Source organism: Pseudomonas sp. R76 (assembly GCF_009834565.1).
Taxonomy (GTDB): Bacteria; Pseudomonadota; Gammaproteobacteria; order Pseudomonadales; family Pseudomonadaceae; genus Aquipseudomonas.
This window is the reverse complement of the sequence record NZ_CP019428.1, coordinates 6,752,080-6,768,523: the sequence shown is the minus strand read 5'-3', so window position 1 is coordinate 6,768,523 and position 16,444 is coordinate 6,752,080. Positions and strand designations below refer to the sequence as shown.

Genomic DNA, 16,444 nt, shown 5'->3' with positions numbered 1-16,444 from the left:
GTCGCGTAAGTAACGGTTATATGCCTATTCCAACAAGCGAGCGTGCGCCAGCACCACCACCTAAAAATCCATAAAGGTTTGTTGAGTAAATTCCAGATAATCTTTAGACAGCGGAGCGACTATTAATGTCAGACAAGCAAAAGAACGGCGGTACAAGCGGATCAGGTGATGGCGGACGGCAAGAGTTTAGGGATGGATACTCTCCAAAACCAACCAGCGAAAGTAAATCGGTAGCTCCTCCACCAAAAAATCCTTGAGGAAGGTATAGGAAATGACTGACAAAAATGAAAATGGTAAGCCAGCTCCCGTGCAGGATGGTTTGCAAACTAACGGCTATGTTCCCCAAAGACCGACTTCGCAAGCAGTGGCCAAGCCTGTCGCGCCCCCTCCGAAGCAACCGTAAAGCTTTCTCGACTTGCTGATGTTGTGGTTATGAGAGTTTCCCAGGATCCAGAGTGGTACTGGCAGCGGGCAGTACCTTTTATCCGCAGATTACCGTTCACGATGATCTGCGGTCGGTCCTTGGTTCTCAGAAGGACGGTTGGGGTATGGCATTTTGGTTTGGGTCGAGTGACGGCTGCCTGGGAGGTCGTCAGCCGAAAAGTGTTTTAACAGAAGATCCACGCGCTGTGCTGGAGGCTGCGGAGTTGGAAGTTTGCGGAACTATGCACGGCTGAGACTGGCTTCGTCTAAAGATGCTCATCTGGTTCGGCCGGCCGGCTGCTTTGCTCCGAGTGAAGGGCCGCGGGAGAACTGATCGACGTGGATGCGCGGATAATAGCGTCGACGGAACGGCAAAATCTGCATTGGTTGTGGACCGGGTGGTCCCGGGGTCTGGCAGGTCAGGCCCCGAGCACGTCTCGATCATCATTCTCACTGTGCGTGAGTTACAAGCGTCAGTAGTCAACTTATGTCGTTAAAATTCATTAAAATCATGTGGTTGCGTAATTCCGACAGACTTTATTTAGTAGGTCACACGGTAAGGCCTCAAAAAATGCGGGATGCGACAGACTTTATTTCTGATTAGCCCGTCGGCTAATCCCAGTAATTGCTGGGCTCGATCCGACAGACTTTATTCCGTAGGATCAGTCTAGTCCTGAAATAGGTTTACACCTGTTTTAGCCTTAAAACGCCCGATGCACCGCATCGGGCGTTTTGTATTTCAGCGACAGATGAGGCCGCTCGTTGTTATAGATCTGCACCGACTCGTCCACCATCCGGATGGCCTCTGCAAAATCTTTGGGGCGATGCAGCAATAACTCGTTTTTCAAAATCCCATTCACACGTTCAGCCAATGCATTTTGGTAGCAGTCGTAGCCATCGGTCATTGAGCAGGTGATGCCGTATTTGGCATGCAGCCGCTGATCAAACTCAGATAAGCCACACCCGTTTGCGTTGGTAAGTAGGTGATGTCCGCAACCCATACTTGCTCTGGCGCCTTGGCGACTACCTGAATCGGCCCATCTTTGAGCAGGTTTGGATGACGGCGAAAGCGATGATGGCTGTCTGTTGTTTTGTGATAGGCCCGTCTGCGGGGAACCAGTTCGCGCCGATCTCGCAAGATATCGAATAAACGGTCTCGACCAACCTTTACGGACACTTCTGGCTCAGTGCGCATTAGATTGTGAAGTTTTCGGGTGCCAATGCGCGGTTGCCGAAGTCGCTTTTCCCTCACGAACCTCATCACTTCCTGGGCATGACGGGCCCGGGCATCACACGCCCGGTTGCGCTTGTAATAAGCCTGACGGGAAATCCCCATGAACTGGCAAGCCCGACTAATGCTCAGGTCTTGGATCTGCCCCTGGGAGAGGACTTGCCGGATCGCTTTTTTACGACAGAAACACCGAAGTCGTTCTTCAAAACATCAACGACGGCTTCGAAAAACTGAGCTTTCTGGTTGGCTTGGGCAAGCTTTTCTTCAAGCTCTTTGATTCGCTGTTCGGGTGTCAGCGGTTTATCGGGCTCATCCATGGATCGGGGTCTCTTGCAGCGAATGGACGCGCCTTGACTCCAGTCCTGCCGACCATGCCTGCGTAACCAATTCAGTACGGTCGTTTTACCCTGAATGCCATAGCGCTCTTGAGTCTCTTTATAACTCAACTCGCCTTTTTCGACCTGGTCGACGACCGACAATTTAAAGGTCAGCGTGTAATCACGCTGACTGCGCCTTTCTCCCGTATTCATTACTCCCTCCTGAGAATGGGTCAGAAGGTGTAAACCTTATTCAGGACGGAACATACAGATAGAAAAGGGGCGCAAATGCGCCCCTTTTTTAATCTGCCGGATACACAGACTTTGATTTTTGCTGTTTTAAATCAGTGCCCATGGCGGGAATTGCCAGAATCCGATCAGAACCAATGCGATGCTAGCCGTAGCAATAGCGGCTTGGCTTTTGTCGGATTTGAAGATTAGGCCTGCAACGATCAGACACAAGCTGCCCCAGACCAAGCAGTAGGCTAGTGCAAACAAGGGACCTCCATGGAAATGCAGATACAGAGCTACAGCGCTGGACGCTGCTGCGACGATTAGAAGCGCCCATTTGATGTAGGTCATGGTCGTAGTGAGTGGTGTGGAGTTGGTCATCGCATTCCTAATTTGCTGTGGTTACTGATCGCCTTAATGGCTCCAGGCCATCATGATAGTGAACGTTCGCATTATTCGCACGATATTCAGGCCTATTGAATGCGCAAAGATTATCTTTCGTTCAAATGAGTAAGGTATGAGGATTTCTAGCAGAAGCAGGCAAACATCCTGAGGACTCATCTTCCTAAGGCACAAACTCCACCTTCAACCCCCGGCTCGCACTGCGGCCCTGATCATCACTGACCCGCAACCAGTATTCCCCCGACTTGCCCGGTCGCCAATTCAGTGTGGTTTGCGGCGGGCCTTGGCCGATCAAGGTCTGGTCGGCGAACCAATACAGCGTCGCCGCATCGCTGGCCGCGTTGGCATTCAGCGGGATACTTTCCTGCGGCTGCGACAGGCGCAATTGATAGCTTACCTGGGTCAACGGCGAGCGAATCTGCGGTGCCTCGCTCTGGTCGCTGATGCGGTTGGGCTGGCAGTTTTTCATCACGTTGGGCGGCGTGCGCCGGGGCAGGCCAGCTGCACGATAAAGGCGCTGCACATCACTGGGCCAGAACTCGAACACTTCCTCACGGGTGTATTGCGGGTCAAACGGCGGGCACGCGGCCTTGCCGGTGCGGGTGTCGATCAGCACCGGGCGGTGCAGGTTGGACACACGAATCGGCGACACACCGGGCACGTACCAGGTCTTGCGAGTTTGCGGGCACCAGCGGTTGGGCAACTCGCCGGAAGCGGCGCACACGTCGATGCGCACCAGCCCGGCGGGCGGCTTGTCCGGTTTTATCACCACAGTGGGCAGCGCCAGCGGCAGGGCGTCGGCGATGCGAAAGAACAGCGGTGCGGCGGTCTTGGCGCCGATAAACGCAGGGTTGGGTCGGCCATCGAAGTTGCCTACCCACACCACCAACACGTACGGCCCGACCAGACCGGCGCTCCACGCATCGTGAAACCCCCACGAGGTGCCGGTTTTCCACGCGGTGCGCCAATGGCGGCCCGGCAAGCCATCCGGCCGTGGGTTGCGGCGCAGCATATCGCGCACCATAAACGTGGCTTGCGGCGTGAGCAGTTGCGGGCCGGTGGTTTGCGGCTGTTCCTGCAAATACCGTAACGGTCGCAGATGCCCATCGCCGGCCAGCATCACATACAGCCGCGCCAGTTCTTCGGGCGTCATCTCGCCACCGCCCAGCGCCAAGGCCAGGCCGTAATGGCTCTCGCCGCGCAAGCCCTGGATGCCGGCGCGTTGCAGCAATCCGTACAGCGACGGCGACTTCACCTGGCTGGCCAGCCACACCGCCGGGATGTTGCGACTAAGGATCAAGGCATCCCGCGCCGTCAGTGGCCCGATAAAACTGCCGTCGAAATTTTCCGGTTGGAAGTAGCCGAAGTTACTCGGCAAATCCTTGAGGATGCTCATCGGGTGGATCACACCCTGATCCAGCGCCAGACCATACAGAAACGGCTTGAGAGTCGACCCCGGCGAGCGCCGCGCCGTTACGCCGTTGACCTGCCCGTGAATGCTTGTGGATAAGTAATCCGCCGAGCCCACCAACGCCTTGACGCTCTGGTCGCGGCTGTCGATCAGGATCGCCGTGGCGTTTTCCACACCCGTGCTGCGCCGCTCGGCGATAAAGCCGGTAATCAGGCGTTCGAGCAATTGCTGCAAGGGCAGGTTGAGCGTGCTGTTCAACTCGTTGCTGGGCTGGGACGCCAGCAGTTGTTCACTCAAGTGCGGCGCCAAAAAGGGGATCTGCTGGCGGTTGCGCGCTTCCAGTGGCAAGTCGAGCAAACTGTCGTTTCGCGGGTCCTGTGGATAAGTCTCGCGCCAGTCGGCCATCAAGCGCAGCCGTGCATTTTGCAGCGATGGCCCGAAGCGAGCGCGTCGCCCCGGCTGCTGGGGAATCACCGCCAGCGCCAGCGCTTCAGACAACGACAACTGCGCCGCCGACTTGCCAAAGTAAATGCGGCTGGCCGCCTCGGCGCCTTCGATATTGCCGCCCATGGGCGCCAGGTTCAGGTAGGCCTCAAGGATGTCGTGCTTGCTGTAACGCGCTTCCAGCCACAGCGCCAAGGCCATCTGCTGCAACTTGCCTGGCACCTGGCGAGTGTTCAAATTCCACAAGCGCCGCGCCAGTTGCATGCTCAAGGTCGAGCCGCCCTGGCGCTGGCCGCCGCTGTAGGTGGCCATGGCCGCGCGCAGCAGCGCCGGGGGATTGATCCCCGGGTGCCAGTAGAAATTGCGGTCTTCCTTGAGCAGCAAGGCTTCGACCAGTGATGGCGACATGCGCGCTAGCGGCAGCCATAAACGGTATTGGCCGTCATCCGCCAGGGTCATGCGCAGCAGCGCGCCGTCGTCGGCCAACACCACCCGCGACGAGGTCACGGCCTGTTCCAGCGGGGCATGCGGCCACAGCCGCAGCCCCGCCAACACCACCGCCGCTGCCAGCAGCGGCGTCAGGCGTTTAAGGCTTGGTAATTTCAAGCTGGCCTACTTTGCCGCGCCCTTGCAGGGTGGTTTCGTACATACCTTCGGCGTAGGCCGGCGGCGTGTTGAAGGTGCCGGCGTTGGTGGCGCGCACGCGGTAGACAAAAGTGCCTACATCGCGCAATGCGGTGCCGTACAACACCACGCTATCATCACGCACATCCACGTAGTCCGGCTGCCAGTTACTCAGCTCGGTCTCGCCGATCGGCGCCTGCCAGGCATCCGCTTCATCCCCGTCGGCGGTTTCCACATACTCCGAATCGTCGCCTTCACTTTCATCGGCGCTGGCGGCTTCCGTCTCCGGCGGCAAGTTATACACAGGCTCGACGCCACCGGGCAGCAGGTCGACCACGGCCACTTGCTGCACTTGGTCGCGGTCGGTGGCGCGCAGACGCAGGCGCACCAGGAACTCATCGCCCACCGCCACTTTGCTCACCGGCTCGCCTTTGAGGTCGAGGTATTCGTGGATGATTTCCAGGCCATTGTTGATCGGCTTGAGCTTGGCGCCCTTGTCGAAACCGGCTTCGCTGAGCATGTAGAACGCGGCCGGGCCGTCGGTTTTTTCCAGCACCAGCTTTTGCGTAGTGCCCGGCACGGCGGCGCGTGGCGGCTGACCGGCCATCTCCAGCAATTGCTGCTGCTTGTCGCCCAGCCACGCGGTGGCCTTGAGGGTCATGTCGCTTTGTGCGCGCTGACCATAGTTGTCCAGGGCGCGCAGCAGCAGCGCGGCCGACAGCGAGTTGTAGCGTTGCTCGTTAAGACGCTTGCCGAGCTTATCCAGCAAGGCGGTCGGCACATCGTCCAGCAACTCGGGGAAGTGGCGCGCCAGCAGGTGCAAGTGTTCGGCGTCGTGCACCAGCGGGTCGTAATACAGGCCGTCGCTGTCCCACTTATCCACAAGGGAGCGCCACGGGATTTTGCGGAACAGCGTGTCGGCCTGGCGGTCCTGCTTGAGCAGCTTGTAGCTGGCGGCCAGGTAAGCAGCGCCCAGGTCGTTCTGCCAGGTGTCTTTGAAGTAGCTTTCGTAGCGCTCGCGAATGTCGCTCAAGGCGCCACTTACCAGAATCCCCTGACGGCTCAGCAGGTAACTGGCGTAGGCACGGTTGCGCAATTCCGACAGGCCTTCGCTCGGGCCGTTGGCCAGGTCTGTCAGATACGCATTGGCGCGCACCAGCACATCTTCCGGCACCGGCAGCCCGCGTTCCTTGGCTTCGATCAGGAAGTCGGTGGCGTACAGGCTGGCGTACGGCGCCACATCCGGGTTGGCGGCCCACAAACCGAAACCACCGGCCTGGTTCTGACGCTGGCGCAACATGCGCACCGCGCTGCTGAAGGCTTGCTCGGCTTCGGGTGCAGTGCCGCCCCAGATCAACGCGGGCATGGCCTTGGACACCAATTGCTCGGTGCACGCATAGCCGTAGTCATCCAGGTAATGCTTGAGGCCGTTGGCCCATACCAGCGGCGAGGCCGCCACGCCCAACTGCACGTCGCGCAATTGGCTGAACAGCTCGCGGGTCGGCTTGAGCTCTTTGCTGGCGCTGTCGAAACGGCCCAGGCTCAAGGCCACACGGTGCTCACTCAATGGGCGGATCGAGGTGGTTTCCGCCACCTGAATACGCTTGCCGTCCGGCAGCACGGCGATAAAGCGCAGGTCCGCCGAGCCGAGGGTTTCGCCGACCTTGATCTTGAATTCGGCGGTGCCTTCTTTGCGCGGTTGCAGTGACAAGGTGCTGCCTTTGTCGCCTTGCACGTTAAGACCGTCGCTGGTTTGCAGCTCAAACTTCACGTCCGCCGCCGCATCGAGGTTGCTGAACACCCCGGCGCTCACATTGAACACATCCCCCGGCGCGACAAAGGCCGGCACGTTCGGCGTGATCACAATCGGCCCACGCACGTCGGTGTTGGCCTCGCTCACACCGACGCTGTCGGCATCCACCGCCACCGCAAACAGGTGCAGTTTGCCGTTGAAGCTGTCCGGCACCTGGTAATGCAGTACGGTTTCACCGGCCGGCAAATCCACCAAGCCAGACCACCATGCCACGGGCGGCTGATGTTTACGCTTGAACGGGTTGAGGTGGTTGGCCAGGGCGCCTTCCGTATCGCCACCGGGCGCTGCCCCACTGAGCAGGCGGCTGAATTCCGGCAGGATCAGGTCAAGAATCTGACTGGTGCCGACTTCCAATGCGCGCTTCTGGAAAAAGAAGCCCAACGGGTCCGGCGCCTGGTAACGCGCCACTTGCAGAATGCCTTCGTCCACCGCGTAGACCACCGCGCGGCCTGGGCGGTCGGCGGTGACCTTGATGTCCAGGGTTTGCCCCGGTTCGATCTTCGCCGGGCCTTCCACCTTCAGCGCCATGCGCCGCGCATCCAGGTTGATGCTGAACGGCACCACGCCGTAGGACAGCGGGCTCATATAAACCTCGGACGAGCCCATGTCGCGCACAAACTGCACGTTGACGTAGGCATTGCCCTCAAGCCCTGCAGGCACGCGGATATGTTGCACGCTGTTGGTGCTGTCGGCCTTGAACCATTGCTGGGTGTAAACCTTGTCACGTTCGATGGTGATCAAGCCGGCGCCGGTGTACGGCGCGCGAATGCTGATCGCAATCTCGTCACCCGTGGCATAGCTGCGTTTATCCAGGCGCAGTTGCAGCTCGGCATTACGCTCCAGAGAGCGCGAGGTGTTGCCACGCCCGGCCACGCTGTAGTCGATCTGGTTGAGCAGGTTGCCGTTGGCGTCTTTGAGTTGCAGGGTGTAATCGCCCGGCGTGCCGGTGTTCAGGGTCTGCTTGGCGCCCTCTTTGGTCATCGTCAGCGGCGCGGCCGGCTGGCTGATGTTCTTGATGCGCGACTCGTACTTGTAGGTGCCGTTGGACTGTTTCACCAGCACCGACACATACCGGTGCTCGACCACTTCACTGGTAAGGCCATCCACCGCCAGTGGCGTCAGGTCCGGCGCGACGGCCAGCCATTGCACCTGGCGCGGGGCGTCCTTGGCGACGTACGACAGCGAATCCTGACTTTTCACACCGACCAGATAGGGCGCGGACGACACCAGCAGCGCACTTTGCGCCGCCACGTTACGACCACCTTCGGCCTCGAACACCTGGGTCATCACTTGCAGGCGATAGGTGCTGTTGGCGAAGCGTTGCAGGTTGAGGTCGAGCACGGCCTGGCCGTTGTCGTCGACGGTGGTTTCGGCGAGGTCTTCGGTGCTGGCGTCTTCCAATGAGTCGTTGAGGCGGAAGCGGTAATCCGGGTAACGGTCGAAGGCCGCGAGCGTTGGGCTCAGGGACATTTTGGCGGTAACGCGCCGCCCGGCTGCCGGGGCGCCGAACAAGTGCATGGCGGTAACTTTGGCCACCACCTGGTCCGGTGGAATCCAGCCCAACACAGGCGTGTCATGCAGGCTCAGGCTGACCTTCATGCGGTCCGGCTCGAAGTCGCGGACCTTGAAGCTGACACTGCCGAGGTCAGTGCGGGTGTTTTTCTGGCCAATCAGCTGCAAGGTCGCGGTGTAATCGCCCGCAGGGGCGACTTCACTGCTGGGGAAATCAAAGGTTTCAAAACCGCTGGTGGACAGTTTCAGCGGCTGGCGAATCACTTCCAGGCCACGCGGGTCGGTGATTTGCAGCTCCACCGGCAGGCCTTGCAAGGCGCCTTTCCAGTTGCCGCTGCGCACGATCATGCCCAAGTGCGCGGTTTCGCCCGGGCGATACAGGCCACGGTCGGTAAACAGGTAGGCGCTGAGGCGATCAATCGCGCCGTCTTCTTCCAAACCGCCTACGTCGAAGCGCGACAAATCCAGCTGCTGCGACTGACGCGCAATTGGCAGGAAGGATTGGTCGTTACCGCGAGTGACCACATACATCAGCGGCGTTTTCTCACGGCGCAGTTCATCCAGCTTGGCGAAATGCGCGTGGCCTTCGGCATCGGTGCGGCCACTGCTGACCGGCAGCCCGTTGCGGCCGATGATGTCGACTTGCGCATCGGCCACCGGCGAACCGTTGCCGATGGATTGCACGTACACATCATGGCTGCCATCGCTGGAGCGCTTGGCGATGATGCCGAGGTCGGTGACCACGATAAAACGCAAATCGCTGGTGCTGCTGCGGTCATATTCGAACGTACGCGGGGCCGGGTCATCCTGCGGGCTCAGCTTGAGCACGAAAATGCCACGACGCCCGCCGTTGGCGGTGAGGTAGTGGCTCAGGTCAACGTTGTCGTACACGGTTTTTGCCGGGTCATTGGACGACAGCGGAATATCCAGCGACTGACGCTCCACCATGCGGTCGAAGTATTCATTGCCGAAGTTTGGCCGCGCAAAGCTGCCGCTGCTCTGGTCCACCAGGTGTTGCAGCTGGTTGGGCAGCAGGCGGGCGATTTCCACGTGGGCGCCGGGCACACCACGGGCCATGAAGCCCAGGCGTTTTTCGCCATTGAGGCTGAGCAGTGCGCCGTCAGACAGGAACTGCAGCGTGCGCGGATACGCCGGCATGCTGATCAAGGAGGCTGTAGGGTTTTTCGCCAGGTAGCCGCCGATGGCTTCCAGGTTCGCAGGCACGCGCACATACAGCGCGCGGCCGGCCGGGGCCTTGAACTTGAAGGCGTGCAAGGTGTTCAGCGGCTCGACGCTGGGCACGTGGGTCAGGTTGACCTTGGTGCTGCGGGCGAGCATCGCGTCGTCGATGTCGTTGCTGGTGTAGGGGCGGGTGTCGTCTTGGGCTTTTTCCGGCAGCAGCCAGGCCTGGACCTTACCGGCGATGGTGTCATCGGCTACGGCGCTGGAGCTGCTGAACATCAGCACGGGCTCCGGCTCACCGCGCTCGTTATCCACAAAACTGACTTCGGCGCTGGTGAACGTCAGGCGATAACGACCGGGCACGGTGACTTCCGCCACCAGCGGTGCGGTGCTGGCATTGCCGCCGTCGCGGGCCTTGATGCCTTCATCGAGCTTGGCGCTGACCGGCGTGCTTTCCAGGGGCGTGGCCAGGGCGGCCGAGCGCACGTAGGCGTTGAGCTTGGTGTCGTCGAAGGTGATTTCCGGGCGGTTGGGCAGCTGCGCGTCGCGGTAGGCCAGGCCTTTGCCGAGGGTTACGGACACGCGCTTGCGTAGGTTGTCTTCATCCACCGGGTGGGAAAAATGGAAGGTCGCGACCAGTTGCTTCAGCGTCGGGTTGGACGGGTCTTGATACAGCTCGTTTTGCGCCAGGGTGGCGCGGAACGGTTGGGTGGAAAACTGGCTGCTGTATTGGCTGAGCAGTACGCCCTCGGCCAGGAGATTTTTCTTCGTCAGGTCCAGCGTGTAGTGGGCGTCTACCGGCCAGTCTTTTTCCGGCACAAATAATAAAGTGCGGTCATCGGACCAGCGCCAGGCGCCTGACACGGTGGGTTTGAGGGTGATGCCTTCGGTCACCGGTTTGCCAATCGCCGCCAACGGCGCCACGGATTCGGCAAAACGTACCTGCAAGTTATCCACAACCGGCGGTTGCTGGGTGTAATCCGTCAGGTTTGGTTTGTGCAGCGAATAACCGACGGTGTGCGGCTGCGGCAGGTTTGAATACCAGTGCCAGCCATAGAAGCCCGCAGCAGCCAGCAACACCAGACCCAGCACCCCGGCACCGGCCTGTCGCGGGTATGCGCGAGCCTTGCGGCCCAGGTTCCCCAGGCCATTGCCGATGGCGCGCAGCCAGAAGGGCGGTTGCCATTGGCCGAACAGGGCACTCACCACAGTGGTTAACAGGCCTAGAAAACGGCGACTGATCGCTTTCAACGAATCGTACATGGTGAGCATCCCTGGCTAAGTGCGGCGTATCTTACACGCGTCTTTGATACAAAAGATGACGTGGATACACCGCACACGCTCAGGCGTGTTGCACAAAGGTGAGGCGTACCGCAAAACCGATCAAAAGACTGCCGAATAACCATTGCTGCAGACGCTGCGCCGAGCGATTGCGCGCCAGCCAGTGGCCGATGCGTGCGCCGGCCAGGGCGTAGCAACAGTCGAAGGCAAAGCCCACACCCACCAGAATCACCCCCAGCAACGCAAACTGCGCCGCCACCGGGCCCGCCTGCGGGTTGATGAACTGCGGCAGCAGCACCGAGCAGAACAACAAGGCCTTGGGGTTGAGAAGATTCGTCAGCAGGCCGCGTTGTAAGGCTGCGCGCCAGGCATGTGCTGGTGGGGCGCCGTGGTTTGCCTCAAGCGAAGGCAACATATTCGCGCGCAGACACTGCACGCCCAGCCATAACAGATAGGCCGCGCCGCCCAGGCGCACCACATCGAACGTCCATGGCGCCACCTTGAACAACGTCGCCAGGCCCATGCCTGCCAGCGCCACATGGCAGGCCCGGGCGAGCCCCAAGCCGATGGCCGTGGTCAGCGCCAACGCCTTGCCTTGGCGCGCGCCGGTTTGCAGCAACAGGATCATGTCCGGCCCCGGCAGTAGATACGCGACCGAAAGCGCCACCAGAAATAACCAGAGTTCCGTCATGTTCAACCCCCCTAGATTGGTTGGCCAATTCTAGGATGCAAGGGCAGGGCAGGTGCTTGCGTAGTCAGCCAGAAAAGCGTCTAGTCTTGGCATTCTCTGCCACAAACCAAGCCAGTGACCCTTCACTTATGCCAAATCTCAAACTTGATGCCTTTGACCGCAAGATTCTTGAAGCGCTACAACGCGACGGTCGCCTGAGCAATGTGCAACTGGCGGATGAGATCGGCCTGTCTGCCTCACCGTGTTTGCGCCGCGTGCGCCTGTTGGAAGAAGCCGGGGTGATTCGCGGCTACCAGGCGACGCTGGACCGCGATGAAGTGGGCTTGGGCATGATGGTGTTCGTCGGCGTGAAGGTTGAGCGGCATAACGACACCGAAGCCAATGCCTTTCGCGAGGCGGTGACCGCACTGCCCGAGGTGATCTCGGCATTTCTGGTGTCGGGCGAGTCGGATTTTCTGCTGCAGGTGGTGGTGCCGGATTTGCGTGGGTATGAGCGGTTTGTCACCGGCAGCCTGTTAAAGCTGCCGGGGGTGAGGGACATCCGCAGCAACTTCGCGATCCAGACCGTGAAAACCCCAGGCGCCTTGCCGCTGGGGCATTTGCCGGGCTGAGCACTTCAAAACCCCACAAAACCAGTGTGGGAGCTGGCTGATCGTTCCCACGCTCCGCGTGGGAATGCCGCCGAGGACGCTCTGCGTCCACTCAGAAAGCCGTGACGCGGAGCGTCACAGGATGCATTCCCACGCAGAGCGTGGGAACGATCGTCAAATAACTGTGGGAGCTGGCTTGCCTGCGATGGCGGTGTATCAGTCAACAGATGGGTTGCTGACCCGCCGCTATCGCAGGCAAGCCAGCTCCCACATTTGGATTTTCATCAGCCCTGAACGCGTGTTACTGGGGGCTCATACATTCCAGTGAACGGTCCACCATGACTTTGGCCATTTCCATCAGGTGTGCGGCGGCTTTGGGTGAGCCGTGCAGTGCTTCGGCACAGTGAAGCAAGTCTGAGGCATAGACCAGTGCGTCTTCGAAGCTGAGTTCGGGGTGGGGGATGAAGAGGGGATGCGGCGGACCGGGTTTTACTTTGCTCATTACGGTAACTCCAATGTAGGTAATTGGAGCCGACAGCCATCGCTGCTAAACAATGGGTGGCAGCTGTACGCAGGTTAGCAGGCCGGAACATTGGGAACCCGGCGCACCCGAAGGTGCCCTGCGCACAGCCACCATAAAGCGTTGGCATAAAAAAACGCCATGCTTGAGATGGCGCTTGTGCGCCCAATGTTGAACGTTCGAGCTGCTAAACCCGGTCACTGAATTGGCAGTGACGAACGCAGACTAGCCACCGAAAAGGCAGGGCACAAGCGGCTGGGATTCTCTCGGAAATGTCCTGCGAAAGAAAGAGACGCGGGAAGTAGGAGCGGCGGTTTCAGACTTTGCCGCACTCTCGAAAACACCGCAAAACAACTGTGGGAGCTGGCTTGCCTGCGATGGCGGTGTATCAGTCAACAGATGGGTTGCTGACCCGCCGCTATCGCAGGCAAGCCAGCTCCCACAGTTGATCCGCGTTGAGCTTGAGGTGGTATTTCTCAGGTCCACCAGTAGCGAACAAGGTGGAAGAAAATCGGCGCGGCAAAACACACCGAATCCAGCCGGTCCAGCATCCCGCCGTGGCCTTCGATCATGTGGCCCCAGTCCTTCACGCCCCGGTCCCGCTTGATGGCCGACATCACAATGCCGCCAGCGAACCCGAGCAGGTTGATCAGCAACGCGATCAAGAACGACTGCCACGGGTTGAACGGCGTGGTCCACCACAGCGCCGCGCCGATCAGGGATGACAGCAGCATCCCGCCAACAAAGCCTTCGACGGTTTTTGACGGCGACAGGTTGGGGGCGATCTTGTGTTTACCGAACAGCTTGCCGCACACGTACTGCAGCACGTCCGACAGCTGCACCACGATCACCAGGTAGGCGATCAGCAAGAGGTTGCGGCCTTCGTAGCCGGGGATGTCGAGGGTCAGCAGGGCCGGGACGAAGGACACGCAGAACACCGCGATCATCAGGCCCCATTGCACCTTCGATGCGCGCTCCAGGAAGTGCGTGCTGTCGCCGCCCAGCGAGGCGAGGATCGGCAGCAGCAGGAACACGTACACCGGGATAAAGATCGAGAACAGCCCATACCAGTCGGAATAGATCAGCAGGTATTGCAGCGGCAGCGCCAGGTAGAACGCGGCCACCAGCGCCGGGTAGTCGCTGCGGCGGGTCGGCGTAAGGGTCAGGAACTCGCGCAGGGCGTAGAACGACACCGCGTAGAACAGCAGGATCACCGCGCCGGTGCCGAGCCAGAAGGCGATGCCGATCACCACCACCATCACCCACCAGGCGTTGATGCGCGCGTTGAGGTTGTCGATCACCGCATTCGGCGTGCCACGGGTGCGCAGCTTGAGGATCAGGCCGATCAGCGAGGCGAGCACCAGGATGGCGCCGATGCCGCCGAACAACATCAGGGTTTGGCTATCCATGTCAGACATGCTCCGGGGCGAGGGCGAGCAGGGCGTCGCGGGTGCGGGCGAGGAAGGCGGCTTTGTCTTCGCCGTCTTCCAATTGCAGCGGCGCGCCGAAGCTAGTGGTGCACAACAAAGGCAGCGGCAGTACGCGGCCCTTGGGCATGACCCGGTTGAGGTTGGCGATCCACACCGGGATCAGTTCGGCTTGTGGGTAACTTTTTGCCAGGTGATACAGGCCGCTTTTGAACGGCAGCAGGCCGTCTTCGAGATTGCGCGTGCCTTCGGGGAAGATGATCAGCGAGTCGCCACCCTCCAGCGCCGCGAGCATGGGCTGCAATGGGTTATCCACAGGGTCTTTGCGTTCGCGATCAATCAGCACGCCGTTGAACACGCGGTTGATGATGTAGCGACGCAGCGCGCTTTTGTTCCAGTAATCGCTGCCGGCCACCGGGCGCGTGAATTTGCGCAGGTTTTGCGGCAGCGACGCCCACACCAGCACGAAGTCGCCGTGGCTGCTGTGGTTGGCGAAATAGATGCGTTGCACCGGCACCGGCGCACAACCCAGCCACAGGCTGCGGGCGCCGGTGACGGTGCGGGCCATTGAAGTGATCAGGGTGGCAACCACGGGTTCGAACATGGGGATTCCTTATCCGGCGAAAGGTAGCCAAGGGCTGGCGAGGATCACGGCCAGGGTCAGCAGCACTTGCGCGCCCAACAGCCAGGCTTGCTTGCGCAGCAGTTTGAGGGCGCCGCGACGACGTTCGGTCCACGGCCGGCCAGCCCGTTTGGCCGACTGCAGGCCAAGGCTTTGCAGGGCCTGGTCAAGGTCCGGGGTGCGGTCGGTGTCGCGGGCGAGCAGGGCGAACAGGTCGGCATCGAAGGCGACGCGCAGCGCCCAGTACTTTTGCAGCAGCCCGAGGATAATCATCCACAGGCTGAGCAGCAGGCAGATCGGCGAAATGCTCGCCATCAGCAGTTGAGCCAGGCCGAATAACACGCCGAGCAGCGTCAGGCCTGTGGATAACTGATCCAGCGAGCGGCCGCGACGCAGCAGGCTGGCGACCACTTGGAGTTCCATATCAGCGGGCATGGGCTAAGGCCTCCAACGCTTCACGGTGAGCAGGGTGCAGGACCACATGGGCCCGCGCTGTACGAATAATAGCCAGTGCCGCATCGACCGTAGCCGCGCGCCCGCTGTGCAGCAGCCAGGCGGCGACGGCGGTAGCGCTGCGCGAGTAGCCGAGGGCGCAACACACCAGTAAAGGTCCGTTTGCGCGCAAGCGTTCAATAGCGTGCGCGGCGTGCAGGCATTCGGCGGGTGTCGGCGCGATCAGGTCCAGCACGGGGACGCATGCATACCCACGGCCCAGTGGATTAATCGGCAATTCGGCGCAGAGATCGACGATGGCCGTGAATGAACCTTGCTCATCCGTCGTGGGAATTCGCCCAAGCCAAACGTTATCCACAATCAGGTCCGGCTGTGGATGCTTGCGTGTCCACAGGCGTGAGTTGAGCCACGCCGCCGCCAAGTAGGGCGCGTACAGCCAGCGCGCGGCGGGCGTCAGCGTGCCATCGGCGCGTTTTTGAAAGCCCGGCGCGCCCAGCACGAAGTAATTGGCCTTGATTAACCCCAGGGAAACCGCCGGCCACAGCAACCACAGCCACCAGCCACCGAGAGCCAGCGCGAGAATCACCAAGGCCACCGCGCCCAGGCCGTAGCGCACGCCCAGCCGCCAGCGTTTTCGGTCCCGCGTAAGCCGCACATTCAACAGCGGGCTCGGGTGTTCCAGCGGCCACAGCCATACGCACAGCCAGCCGGCGAGCGCGCCTGTGGGTAAGTCGATAAAGTGATGTTGATAAGTGGTCAGCACCGAAATACCGATCAGCGCGAACCACCCGTGCACCACCCAGCGCCAGAAGCCTTGGGTGTGGCGCTGGTACATGACCCACAGGATCACCAGCAGCGCGATGTGCAGCGACGGCGCCTGGTTGAACGGTTTGTCGAAACCCGCCAGCACGGCAAACAGCCAGCCGAACACGCCGTCCAGCTCCGGCCGCTCGAAGGTGAAGCGCAGCGGCCAGATCAGGAAGCAGCTCACGGCAATCACTTGTGCCGTCAGCAGGCGCAGGGCGTGTTGTTTCAGTTCTTGTCGGCTGTTGGGCAGCAGCAGTGAGAAGCCGTAAAGCAGGTCGATGGACCAGTAGGGCACGATGGTCCAGGCCCAGAACGGCATATGGGTTTCCCAGCCGAACACCAGCGTGCCGACGTCGCTGCGCTGGCTGGTGACCCACGTGGCAAAGCCGTAGGTGCTGAAAAACAGCGGCGCCAACAGCAGCAGCCAGAGGACCGCTGGTTTCAATAGGCCGGGTTCGCGCAT

Annotated in this window: 9 protein-coding genes and 1 pseudogene; 1 reads left to right on the top strand and 9 read right to left on the bottom strand. The window is 60.6% G+C overall.

Annotated elements, in window-relative coordinates:
* Positions 1-1,124: 1,124 nt before the first annotated feature.
* The 4 genes and pseudogenes from PspR76_RS30705 to PspR76_RS30690 all read right to left on the bottom strand — a co-directional run bounded on the left by PspR76_RS30705 (position 1,125) and on the right by PspR76_RS30690 (position 11,562).
* Positions 1,125-2,184 (bottom strand): annotated as a pseudogene (locus tag PspR76_RS30705) (IS3 family transposase).
* Positions 2,185-2,767: 583 nt separating this feature from the next.
* Positions 2,768-5,065 (bottom strand): penicillin-binding protein 1C, encoded by a 2,298-nt coding sequence (gene pbpC, locus PspR76_RS30700; protein ID WP_159961222.1) that lies wholly within the window; start codon positions 5,063-5,065, stop codon positions 2,768-2,770.
* On the bottom strand, positions 5,046-10,853 hold the full coding sequence (locus tag PspR76_RS30695) for an alpha-2-macroglobulin (RefSeq protein ID WP_159961221.1): 5,808 nt from the start codon (positions 10,851-10,853) through the stop codon (positions 5,046-5,048). The genes pbpC and PspR76_RS30695 overlap by 20 nt, the downstream gene beginning before the upstream one ends.
* Before the next feature lie 79 nt (positions 10,854-10,932).
* Positions 10,933-11,562, bottom strand: coding sequence for a LysE family translocator (locus tag PspR76_RS30690; protein WP_159961220.1), 630 nt, complete (start codon positions 11,560-11,562; stop codon positions 10,933-10,935).
* A 128-nt stretch (positions 11,563-11,690) separates the two neighbouring features.
* On the opposite strand from PspR76_RS30690, the gene PspR76_RS30685 reads away from it, so the two are divergent.
* Positions 11,691-12,173: an Lrp/AsnC family transcriptional regulator gene (locus PspR76_RS30685; RefSeq protein ID WP_016978705.1), complete on the top strand. Its 483-nt coding sequence runs from the start codon at positions 11,691-11,693 to the stop codon at positions 12,171-12,173.
* Positions 12,174-12,453: 280 nt separating this feature from the next.
* Here PspR76_RS30685 and PspR76_RS30680 read toward each other — a convergent pair whose 3' ends face one another.
* The 5 genes from PspR76_RS30680 to PspR76_RS30660 all read right to left on the bottom strand — a co-directional run bounded on the left by PspR76_RS30680 (position 12,454) and on the right by PspR76_RS30660 (position 16,444).
* On the bottom strand, positions 12,454-12,654 hold the full coding sequence (locus tag PspR76_RS30680; protein ID WP_159961219.1) for a DUF3077 domain-containing protein: 201 nt from the start codon (positions 12,652-12,654) through the stop codon (positions 12,454-12,456).
* 494 nt (positions 12,655-13,148) lie between these two features.
* The gene (locus PspR76_RS30675; protein ID WP_159961218.1) at positions 13,149-14,081 is read right to left on the bottom strand and encodes a phosphatidate cytidylyltransferase; all 933 of its coding nucleotides are present in this window, start codon (positions 14,079-14,081) and stop codon (positions 13,149-13,151) included.
* A 1-nt stretch (position 14,082) separates the two neighbouring features.
* A complete protein-coding gene (locus PspR76_RS30670) occupies positions 14,083-14,703 on the bottom strand; it encodes a lysophospholipid acyltransferase family protein (RefSeq protein WP_159961216.1) in 621 nt (206 codons plus the stop codon).
* A 9-nt stretch (positions 14,704-14,712) separates the two neighbouring features.
* The gene (locus PspR76_RS30665; protein ID WP_159961214.1) at positions 14,713-15,156 is read right to left on the bottom strand and encodes a hypothetical protein; all 444 of its coding nucleotides are present in this window, start codon (positions 15,154-15,156) and stop codon (positions 14,713-14,715) included.
* The gene (locus tag PspR76_RS30660; RefSeq protein ID WP_159961212.1) at positions 15,146-16,444 is read right to left on the bottom strand and encodes a phosphatase PAP2/dual specificity phosphatase family protein; all 1,299 of its coding nucleotides are present in this window, start codon (positions 16,442-16,444) and stop codon (positions 15,146-15,148) included. Before PspR76_RS30660 ends, PspR76_RS30665 begins: the two co-directional genes overlap by 11 nt.

What these genes read in the sequence shown, in the direction of transcription:
- PspR76_RS30670 (WP_159961216.1), bottom strand. Translation starts at nt 14,703, where the DNA reads ATGTTCGAACCCGTGGTTGCCACCCTGATCACTTCAATGGCCCGCACC.
- PspR76_RS30690 (WP_159961220.1), bottom strand. Translation starts at nt 11,562, where the DNA reads ATGACGGAACTCTGGTTATTTCTGGTGGCGCTTTCGGTCGCGTATCTA.
- PspR76_RS30680 (WP_159961219.1), bottom strand. Translation starts at nt 12,654, where the DNA reads ATGAGCAAAGTAAAACCCGGTCCGCCGCATCCCCTCTTCATCCCCCAC.
- PspR76_RS30660 (WP_159961212.1), bottom strand. Translation starts at nt 16,444, where the DNA reads ATGCGCGAACCCGGCCTATTGAAACCAGCGGTCCTCTGGCTGCTGCTG.
- PspR76_RS30695 (WP_159961221.1), bottom strand. Translation starts at nt 10,853, where the DNA reads ATGTACGATTCGTTGAAAGCGATCAGTCGCCGTTTTCTAGGCCTGTTA.
- PspR76_RS30685 (WP_016978705.1), top strand. Translation starts at nt 11,691, where the DNA reads ATGCCAAATCTCAAACTTGATGCCTTTGACCGCAAGATTCTTGAAGCG.
- PspR76_RS30675 (WP_159961218.1), bottom strand. Translation starts at nt 14,081, where the DNA reads ATGGATAGCCAAACCCTGATGTTGTTCGGCGGCATCGGCGCCATCCTG.
- PspR76_RS30665 (WP_159961214.1), bottom strand. Translation starts at nt 15,156, where the DNA reads ATGCCCGCTGATATGGAACTCCAAGTGGTCGCCAGCCTGCTGCGTCGC.